The 6,642-nt window shown below is 66.4% G+C and carries 6 protein-coding genes and 1 pseudogene; 3 read left to right on the top strand and 4 right to left on the bottom strand.

Annotated features, from left to right (window positions below):
* Both DBR20_RS23395 and DBR20_RS16605 read left to right on the top strand, forming a co-directional pair.
* A pseudogene (locus DBR20_RS23395) lies at positions 1-129 on the top strand (lipoprotein-releasing system ATP-binding protein LolD); the annotation flags it as partial.
* A gap of 284 nt (positions 130-413) precedes the next feature.
* Positions 414-863 (top strand): DUF6491 family protein, encoded by a 450-nt coding sequence (locus tag DBR20_RS16605; RefSeq protein WP_108267121.1) that lies wholly within the window; start codon positions 414-416, stop codon positions 861-863.
* 67 nt (positions 864-930) lie between these two features.
* Here DBR20_RS16605 and DBR20_RS16600 read toward each other — a convergent pair whose 3' ends face one another.
* The 3 genes from DBR20_RS16600 to ftsY all read right to left on the bottom strand — a co-directional run bounded on the left by DBR20_RS16600 (position 931) and on the right by ftsY (position 3,749).
* Positions 931-1,200 (bottom strand): oxidative damage protection protein, encoded by a 270-nt coding sequence (locus DBR20_RS16600; protein ID WP_025878821.1) that lies wholly within the window; start codon positions 1,198-1,200, stop codon positions 931-933.
* A gap of 5 nt (positions 1,201-1,205) precedes the next feature.
* Positions 1,206-2,330 carry an A/G-specific adenine glycosylase gene (gene mutY, locus DBR20_RS16595; protein WP_108267039.1) on the bottom strand — a complete coding sequence of 375 codons (1,125 nt, stop codon included), beginning with the start codon at positions 2,328-2,330 and terminating at the stop codon, positions 1,206-1,208.
* Between the two features lie 81 nt (positions 2,331-2,411).
* Positions 2,412-3,749, bottom strand: a complete 1,338-nt coding sequence (gene ftsY / locus DBR20_RS16590) for a signal recognition particle-docking protein FtsY (RefSeq protein WP_108267037.1) — start codon at positions 3,747-3,749, stop codon at positions 2,412-2,414.
* A 131-nt stretch (positions 3,750-3,880) separates the two neighbouring features.
* Between ftsY and DBR20_RS16585 the strand changes: the two genes are divergently transcribed.
* A complete protein-coding gene (locus DBR20_RS16585) occupies positions 3,881-4,183 on the top strand; it encodes a hypothetical protein (protein WP_108267035.1) in 303 nt (100 codons plus the stop codon).
* A 458-nt stretch (positions 4,184-4,641) separates the two neighbouring features.
* Here DBR20_RS16585 and htpG read toward each other — a convergent pair whose 3' ends face one another.
* Entirely contained in the window at positions 4,642-6,534 is a 1,893-nt protein-coding gene (gene htpG, locus DBR20_RS16580) for a molecular chaperone HtpG (protein WP_108267033.1), read from the bottom strand.
* Between the last annotated feature and the right edge of the window lie 108 nt (positions 6,535-6,642).

The raw sequence follows: 6,642 nt of genomic DNA, 5'->3' as shown, positions 1-6,642 counted from the left end.
GAGCTCAACCGTGCCCGCCACACCAGCCTGGTGCTGGTCACCCATGACCGCTCGCTGGCGCGACGCCTGGACCGGGTGCTGGAGCTGCGCGAAGGGCGCCTGCACGCGCTGGCCCACGCCGACGTCTGAGCGGGCTGGGCCCGCTTTGGTAGATGCCGACCTTGGTCGGCTGCTCCTGCAGGCCAAGCGCCAACCAAGGTTGGCGGCTACCGGAGTCCGGCGCGGGATCTGCTTTGGTAGATGCCGACCTTGGTCGGCTGGTCCTGCAGGGCAAGCGCCAACCGAGGTTGGCGGCTACCGCGGTTGCAAGCGACCTGGGACCGCCGACCAACGGCTGAACTGGGCTGCCGGCCGTTGCGCCGGCGCCACCCCGGTGGGTGCATGATCATCACAGTTCACCTGTGGAGATCGCCATGAAGACCCCGCTGTTGATCGCCGGGCTGTGCCTGGCCCTGGCTGGCTGCGCAACCACCGGCCGCTTGGGCAGTGCCGAGAAGCTGGAGCTGTATCGTGCCCACGCCGGCGCACCGCAGAAGGACATGCAGTTCTTCGGCAGCCTCAATGGCTGGACCGAACTGGGCGACAGTGCGCTGGCGGTGTGGACCAAGCCCAGCGAGGCCTATCTGCTGGAGCTGAGCGGACCGTGCCCGGATCTGTCCTACGCACCAGCCATCGGCCTGACCAGCCACATGGGCCGTGTCTCGGCACCGTTCGACAAGGTGCTGGTGCGCGACGCGACCAGCGGCCCGCGCATGCCGTGCTTCATCAAGACCATCCGCAAGCTGGACGTGAAGTCGCTGCGGGCGGAGGAGAAGGAGATGCGTCAGGCGCAGGTGCAGGAGCGCGAAGAGTCCACGAACTAGGCCGGTAGCGCCGGGCCATGCCCGGCGGATGCGGGAACGCCGGGCATGGCCCGGCGCTACCTCCAGATCAGGCTTCCGGGGTGAAACCAGCAGGTTTCTCCGCGTCCTTCTCGAACAGGAACTTCACCAGTTCCGTTTCCAGAAATGCGCGATGCTCCGGCTTTCGCGGGGAGAGACGATTCTCATTGATCAGCATGGTCTGGTGTGCCAGCCATGCGGTCCAGGCTGGCTTGCCGATGTGGTTGAAAACGCGCTGGCCCAGCTCACCCGGGTAAGGCACGAAGTCCAGGCCCTCGGCATCGCGTTGTTCGTACTGGCAGAAGACGGTTCGGGGCATGGCACTCACTCGTGGTTGCGGGATTTCGCGGAGGTTCGCTTCGGGGCCTTGATGGGCGTGCCATCAAGCAGTTTTCGGATAGGGGCCGGCAGGCCCAGTGCAGACAGTTCGGCGTCGTCGACCCAGCGCAGCGTGGGATCTTCCACGCGCAAGCCTTGCACCTGCCGTGACAATACCTGCAGATGCAGCTTGTAGTGGCTGAAGGTGTGCTGCAGCACCGGTAGTTCCTCGGCATCTTCCAGTGAGCCATCGACGTGCACGTCGAACCAGTCCTGCAGCTCGCTGCCCGCATCGGCCTGCGGAAGCGTCCAAAGCTGCGCCCAGATTCCGGTATCCGGCCGCTTCTGCAGCAGCACGCGCTGCTGCTTGTCGCGCAGCAGCAGGGCCACCGCCTCGCGTTCGGGCAGCACCTTGCTCGGCTTTGCTGTTGGCAGCTCGGCCGTGCGGCCTTCGCGACGCGCCACGCAATCCTCCTGCAGGGGACAGATCACGCAGGCCGGTCTGGACCGGCTGCAGACCGTCGCACCGAGGTCCATCTGCGCCTGGGTGTAGTCGGCCATGCGCGCCGCCGGTACTTGGGCGACCTGTGCTTCGGCGATGGCCCACAGCTGCTTTTCGACGGCGGGCAGGCCAGGAAAGCCTTCGACGCCGTGATAGCGGCTGAGCACGCGCTTGACGTTGCCGTCGAGGATCGCGAACGGGTCGTTCCAGGCTTGGCTGAGGATCGCGCCGGCGGTACTGCGGCCGATGCCGGGCAGGTCGTGCAGGGCATCGAAATCATGCGGCAGGTCGCCCGCGTGCTCGGCCACGCAGCGCTTGGCGGCGGCATGCAGATTGCGCGCACGGGCGTAGTAGCCCAGCCCAGCCCACTGCGCCATCACCGCGTCGTTGCTGGCGGCGGCAAGGTCGGGCAGGGTGGGGAAGTGCTGCAGGAAACGGTGGAAGTACGGAATGACCGTTGCCACCTGGGTCTGCTGCAGCATGATCTCGGACAACCAGACCCGATACGGGCTGCGCGGATGCTGCCAGGGCAGATCGTGGCGGCCGTGGTCGTCGAACCAGTGCAGCAGGCGGGCGACGAAGCCGTGCTCGGTGGCTGGCATGGCGCTGGCGTTCTGCTGGCGGGGCATTGGTACTCCAGGGGGCAGCCACCCGCGGGGTGGCTCTACCGGGTTGCAGTAGAGCCACGCCATACGTGGCTGCACGGTATGTCAGGCACCCAGCGCTTCGGGCAACAGGGCGTCGACGAAAGCTTCCGGATCGAACACGCGCAGGTCTTCCGGGCGCTCGCCGATGCCGGCGAAACGGATCGGAATGCCGAACTCACGGGCCAGCGCGAACACCACGCCGCCCTTTGCGGTGCCGTCCAGCTTGGTCACCACCAGGCCTGTCACCTTGACTGCGGCGTTGAACTGGCGCAGCTGCGAAAGCGCGTTCTGGCCAGTGGTACCGTCGATCACCATCAGCACTTCGTGCGGCGCGTTTTCGTCGATCTTGCCGAGCACGCGGCGGATCTTGCCCAGCTCGTTCATCAGCCCGGACTGGGTGTGCAGGCGGCCGGCGGTATCGGCGATCAACACCGACGTGCCGCGGGCCTTGCCGGCCTGCAACGCGTCGTAGGCCACCGAGGCGGCATCGGCGTTCTGCCCCTGCGCGACCACGGCCACGCCGTTGCGCTCGCCCCAGATCTGCAGCTGGGCCACGGCGGCAGCACGGAAGGTATCACCAGCGGCCAGCATCAGGCTGTGGCCCTCGTCCTTGAAGCGCTTGGCCAGCTTGCCGATGGTGGTGGTCTTGCCGACGCCGTTGACGCCGACGGTCAGCACCACGAAGGGCTTGGCGTTGCGGTCGATGACCAGCGGCTTTGACACCGGCTGCAGGATCGCGATGAGGTCGGCGCGCAGTGCCGCCAGCAGGGCGTTGGCATCGATGAATTCGCGCGCCTTCATGCGCTTGCGCAGGTCGGCGATCAGGTCGGTGGTGGCGGCAACGCCGACGTCGGCGGTCAGCAGCGCGGTCTCGATCTCGTCCAGCAGGTCGTCATCGAGTTTGGGATTGCGCGAGAACAGGCCGCCGAAGCTGCGGGCGAAAGTGCTGTTGCGCAGGCGTTCGCGCCAGCCGGGCTTGCCGGCCGGGGCGGGCGGGGCATCGACCAGCACCGGCAGGTCGGCGGCCGGGGCGGCCGGTTCCTGCGCGGGAATGACCGGGGCCAGCGGAGCGAGGACCGCAGCGGCGGCGGCCGCTTCGGCCGCGAAGTTCTCCGGTGCCAGCACGCGTTCCGGCAGGGCTTCCGCAGTGGCTTCCTGCGGCGCTTCCAGCGTTGCCTGCGGGGGCGGCGCTGCTGACGTTGCGGGCGCGACGACTTCGGGGGTGGCGGTTGGCGCCGGCGCTTCCGCCACGGGCGGGGCTACCGGTGCGGCCGGGGCCTGCTCGGGCGGCGCGGCCGACGGGAATGCCGCCGCCAGCTCTTCAGCCGAGTAGTGCTGGGTCTTGGGCGCGTCCGGTGTGGCGGCGTCCTGGGGCTTCTTGCGGCGGAAAAAACTGAGCATTGGCAAAAGGCGCTGAAATCAGAGGGATATGCTACCACCCGGGCCTGTCTGGCCGGCGTGGACTCAAGGTCGCAGCCGCGCGGCCGTTAACCGGTGCGGAAGGCTGCGTTGGGTGGCCTGGGAGACCCCCGATGAACGATGTGACCGGTGTTGCCCTCAGCGGGATGCGTGCGGCCCAGCGGGGCGTGCAGGTGGCCGCACACAACGTGGCCAACCTGGCGACCGCGGATGCACCGCGCCTGCAACTGCAGCGCGAAGCCGCAGCGCAGGATGGGGTGGAGACCCGCGTGACCTCCACTGGTGACACCGACCCGACCACGCCACTGGGCGACCTGTTGGCCGCCAAGGCCGAGGTGGTGGCCTTTGCTGCCAACGCGGCGTTGATCCGCCGCGAGGACCAGATGCTGGGCTCGCTGCTGGATCGGCAGGCCTGATCCGACCGGCTCTGGGCGGGCCGGTGGCTGGCCATGAGGGTAACCGTGGCCTGCTTCTGCGGAATACCAACCTCGCCGTGCTTCGGGGGACAACCGCGATCCGCTCTGGTGGGTGCCAACCTTGGTTGGCACGCTTTTGCAGTCGAACCAAGCGCCAACCAAGGTTGGCACCTACCAGTGCAGCGACAGTGCCAACCAAGGTTGGCACCTACCAGTGCAGCGACAGTGCCAACCAAGGTTGGCCTCTACCAATGCAGCGACAGTGCCAACCAAGGTTGGCACCTACCAGTGCAGCGACAGTGCCAACCAAGGTTGGCCTCTACCAATGCAGCGACAGCGCCAACCAAGGTTGGCCTCTACCAATGCAGCGACAGCGCCAACCAAGGTTGGCATCTACCGGGGCAATGGCAGCGCCAACCGAGGTTGGCACCTAGCAGGCTGGGCGATACCGGCATCAATCAGGCCGACAGCTCCAGCAGCAGCTTGTTCAGACGGGCGACGTAAGCACCCGGATCCTTCAGGCTGTCGCCAGCGGCCAGTGCGGCCTGGTCGAACAGCACCCGTCCCAGGTCGTCGAAACGTGCGCCATCGGCTTCGGCATCGAGCTTGGCGATCAGCGGGTGACCCGGGTTGATCTCCAGTACCGGCTTGCTGTCGGGCACCTTCTGGCCGCTGGCTTCCAGGATCTGGCGCATCTGCAGGCCCAGGTCCTGTTCGCCGATGGCCAGCACCGCTGGCGAATCGGTCAAACGGTGCGACACGCGCACTTCGGCCACGTCATCGCCGAGCACGTTCTTCAGGCGCTCGACCAGGCCCTGCTTGTCCTTGGCAGCGGCTTCCTGTTCCTGCTTGTCGGTCTCGCTTTCCAGCGCACCCAGATCCAGATCGCCGCGGGCGATGTCGACAAAGCCCTTACCGTCGAAATCGGTCAGGTAGCCCATCAGCCACTCGTCGATGCGGTCGGTCAGCAGCAGGACTTCGATGCCCTTCTTGCGGAACACTTCCAGGTGCGGACTGTTGCGCACCTGGCTGTAGCTCTCGCCGGTCAGGTAATAGATCTTGTCCTGGCCTTCGGTCATGCGGCCGATGTAATCGGCCAGTGACACGGTCTGTGCATCGGCCTCGCCACGGGTGGAGGCGAAGCGCAGCAGGCCGGCGACCTTCTCACGGTTGTTGTAGTCCTCGGCCGGGCCTTCCTTCAGCACCTGGCCGAATTCCTTCCAGAATGCGGCGTACTGTTCGGGCTTGTCGTTGGACAGCTTCTCCAGCATGTCCAGCGAACGCTTGGTCAGCGCGGCCTTCATCGAATCGATGACCGGGCCGGACTGCAGGATTTCGCGCGAGACATTCAGCGACAGGTCGTTGGAATCGACCACGCCCTTGATGAAGCGCAGGTACAGCGGCAGGAACTGCTCGGCCTGGTCCATCACGAACACGCGCTGCACGTACAGCTTCAGGCCCTTGGGTGCATCGCGGTGGTACAGGTCGAACGGCGCACGGCCCGGCACGTAGAGCAGCGAGGTGTACTCCAGCTTGCCTTCGACCTTGTTGTGGCTCCACGCCAGTGGATCGCTGTGATCGTGGGCGACGTGCTTGTAGAACTCGGTGTACTCCGAATCGCTGATCTCGGTACGCGGGCGGGTCCACAGCGCGCTGGCGCGGTTGACGGTTTCCCACTCGATCGCGGCACCTTCTTCGGCATCTTCCTTGGGCATCTGGATAGGCAGGCCGATGTGGTCGGAGTACTTCTTGAGGATGCTGCGCAGGCGCCAGCCGTCGGCGAAGTCGTGCTCGCCATCCTTCAGGTGCAGGACGATGCGGGTGCCGCGCTCGGCCTTGTCGATGGTGGCGACATCGAAATCGCCTTCGCCACGCGAGGTCCAGCGCACGCCTTCACTGGCCGCCAGGCCGGCGCGACGCGAGGTGACTTCGACCTCATCGGCGACGATGAAGGCGCTGTAGAAGCCGACGCCGAACTGGCCGATTAGCTGCGAGTCCTTCTTCTGGTCGCCGGACAGCTGGCGCAGGAAGTCGCCGGTGCCGGACTTGGCGATGGTACCGAGGTGGGTGATGGCATCGGCGCGGCTCATGCCGATGCCGTTGTCTTCGATGGTGATGGTGTGCGCGGCCGGATCGAAGCTGACGCGCACGCGCAGTTCGCTGTCGCCTTCCAGCAGGGCCGGCTGGGTCAGGGCTTCGAAGCGCAGCTTGTCGGCGGCGTCGGCGGCATTGGAGACCAGCTCGCGGAGGAAGATCTCCTTGTTGGAGTACAGCGAGTGGATCATCAGCTGCAGCAGCTGCTTGACTTCGGTCTGGAAGCCAAGGGTTTCGGTCTGGATCGTCTCGGTCATCGGGTAGGGCTCCATGTGCGGTGCCGCAAGCGCGTGCGGCCTCGCCAAGGGGTAAGGGTGATTGTCCCGAAATCAAGGGGGTTGGCCGGGCAGGGCGGCGCCCTGCAC

Origin of the sequence: Stenotrophomonas sp. HMWF023 (assembly GCF_003060985.1) — a bacterium.
Classification (GTDB): Bacteria; Pseudomonadota; Gammaproteobacteria; order Xanthomonadales; family Xanthomonadaceae; genus Stenotrophomonas; species Stenotrophomonas lactitubi.
Note: the sequence above shows the minus strand (reverse complement) of the source record. Positions and strands in the feature narration are given on the sequence as shown.